We start from the raw sequence: 2477 nt of genomic DNA, 5'->3' as shown, positions 1-2477 counted from the left end.
CCCCTGCCCCGCCCCACCCGCAGCCTTGGTGGTCCATGGCTCATGGCCAGCCTCGGGAGCTTCGGGCTGGCGCTGGCCGGCGGGGCCCTGGCCGGGGGTGTTGGAGCCGTGGCCGGCGGCACGGCGGCAATGCTCGCCGCAAGCCTCCTCATCCTGCGCACCCAAAGGCTGGAGGCAGCCCTGCGCGCGGCCGAGGCGAGGGCCGATGCGGCGGAGGCGGCGGCGCGGCAGGCGGCGGCGGAGAACCTCGCCAAATCAAGGTTCCTGGCCGAGATGAGCCATGAGCTGCGCACCCCGCTCAACACGGTGATGGGCTTTTCCGAGATGATGGCGGACGAGGTGCTGGGCCCCCACCGGGTGCAGGCCTATGGCAGCTATGCGCGCGACATCCACGCCTCCGGGCAGCATCTCCTGGCTCTCGCCGACGACCTCCTCGACCTCGCCCGCATCGAGAGCGGCCACCGCACTCTCATGGAAACGCCGGTGCGGCTCGATGCCCTGGCGGAGGATTGCGTCGCCATGATGCGGCCGCTGGCCTCCGGCGCCCGCGTGACCCTGACCGCCGGCGTGGAAGGCACGCCGCGCCTGTGGGGCGACGAGCGGGCGCTGCGCCAGATCGCCCTCAACCTCTTGGCCAACGCCGTGAAATTCACGCCGCACGACGGCTCGGTGCGGCTTCTCGCCGGCATCGGGGCGCAGGGCATGCCCTTCCTCACGGTGGAGGATACCGGGCCGGGCATCGCCGAGCGCGAGTTGCCGCTGGGGGCGGCTCATCCGCGGGAAAGCCGTCTCGACCTCGCCACCGGACGCGGCGCCGGGCTGGGGCTTGCCATCGTGCGCGGCCTCGCCGGCCTGCACGGCGGCGCGCTGACGCTGGAGCGGCGGCCGGGCGGCGGCACGCGGGCCGAAGTGACCTTTCCGCCCGCGCGCGCCCTTCAGTCCTGAGCGCTCAGCCCTCGGAAACGCCGGCCTCGGCGAAGGTGGCCATGCCGCGATGGCAGGCCACCGCCGCCTTCACCACGCCGATGGCCAGCGCCGCGCCCGAGCCCTCCCCGAGCCGCATGTCGAGGTCGAGGAGGGGGCGCAGGCCCAGCCGGTCGAGCAGCACGCGGTGCGCCTTCTCTGCCGAGACATGGCCGGCGAGGCAATGGTCGAGGGACGACGGGTCGAGGGCATGCAGCACGGCGGCGGCGGCGGTGACCACGAAGCCGTCCAGCACCACCGGCACCTTCTCGTGCCGCGCGGCGATGATGGCACCGGCGATGGCCGCCACCTCGCGCCCGCCAAGGCGGCGCAGCACCTCCAGCGGATCGGACAGATGGTCCTTGTGGAACGCCACCGCATCGCGCACCACCGCGATCTTGCGCTCCAGCACCTCGCCCGTGGAGCCGGTGCCGGCGCCCACCCACTCCTCCGCCGTGCCGCCATAGAGGCCATGGCACAAGGCGGCGGCGATGGTGGTGTTGCCGATGCCCATCTCGCCGAGGCACAAAAGATCGGACCCGCCGGCGATGGCCTCCATGCCGAAGGCCATGGTGGCGGCGCAGGCCTTCTCGTCGAGGGCGGCGCCTTGCGTGATATCCGGGGTGGGATAGTCGAGGGCGAGGTCGAACACCCGCAGCCCAGCGTCGAAGGTGGCGCAGATCTGGTTCACTGCCGCCTTGCCGGCGGTGAAGGTGGCCATCATCTGCTTGGTCACGGCCCCCGGATAGGGCGAGACACCGCGATCGGCGATGCCATGGGTGGCGGCGAACACCGCCACCATGGGCCGGTTGACCGTGGGCATGGAATTGCCCTGCCAGGCGGCGAGATGGGCGGCGATGGCCTCCAGCCGGCCCAGTGCGCCCAGCGGCTTCACCAGCTGTTCCTGCCGCGCCACCGCCGCCTCCCGCGCGCCCTCGGACGGGCCGGGCATGGTGGCGACGAGCTGGCGGATATCGTCGAAGGGCAGGCCGGATTCGCTGGGGTACATGGGCAGGCTACCTGAAGCGGCGCACGGGGCGGAGTGCCCGGTACGGAAACGGAAAGCCGCTCCATAGAGCCAAAGTGCGTGCGAGCGAAGGGGGAAGAAGGGCGAACCGGCGCACGCGAGGCCGCGCCTCACGCTCCGGAAGGCATGCCCTCAGTCCGGCAGAGGGGCCATGCCGCAACGAGGAGCGGGCCGCACCGGCAACGGACCATGCCCGCCGGGCGCCCTCGACCTCGGGTTGCTGTCCGCCTCAGCGCTCGCCCTGGGACTGCGCCACGTGGTCGCGCAGCTCCTGGAGCGAGGCGAAGCGCACCACGCCATCGGGCAGGTCGGCCTGGATGGAGCCGTCCGAATAGAGCGTATAGGCCATGCCACCGACGATGCCGGACTTCAGGATGCGCGGCTCCTCCGGCTCGCGCCGGGGCGGCGGCGCGGGGGGCACCGCCGAAGCCGGCGGCTGGTCAGGCGCGGGACGGGACGGGCGCGGCGGCGGCTCGTAGCCGGTGCG

General features: G+C 72.9%; 2 protein-coding genes and 1 pseudogene. 1 reads left to right on the top strand and 2 read right to left on the bottom strand.

Going from position 1 to position 2477, the window contains the following annotated elements:
• Window positions 1-945, top strand: a 945-nt coding sequence (locus K9U41_RS22510; RefSeq protein ID WP_282643069.1) for a sensor histidine kinase, incomplete at its 5' end; no start/stop codon positions are given.
• Window positions 946-949: 4 nt separating this feature from the next.
• Here K9U41_RS22510 and cobT read toward each other — a convergent pair.
• Entirely contained in the window at window positions 950-1972 is a 1023-nt protein-coding gene (gene cobT / locus K9U41_RS22505; protein ID WP_282643068.1) for a nicotinate-nucleotide--dimethylbenzimidazole phosphoribosyltransferase, read from the bottom strand.
• A 247-nt stretch (window positions 1973-2219) separates the two neighbouring features.
• Window positions 2220-2477: pseudogene (locus tag K9U41_RS22500) on the bottom strand (DUF308 domain-containing protein); the annotation flags it as partial.

The organism is Xanthobacter autotrophicus (assembly GCF_029991245.1).
GTDB lineage: Bacteria > Pseudomonadota > Alphaproteobacteria > Rhizobiales > Xanthobacteraceae > Xanthobacter > Xanthobacter autotrophicus_C.
Note: the sequence above shows the minus strand (reverse complement) of the source record. Positions and strands in the feature narration are given on the sequence as shown.

Coding starts and splice junctions, on each gene's coding strand:
- cobT (WP_282643068.1), bottom strand. CDS start 1,972: ATGTACCCCAGCGAATCCGGCCTGCCCTTCGACGATATCCGCCAGCTC.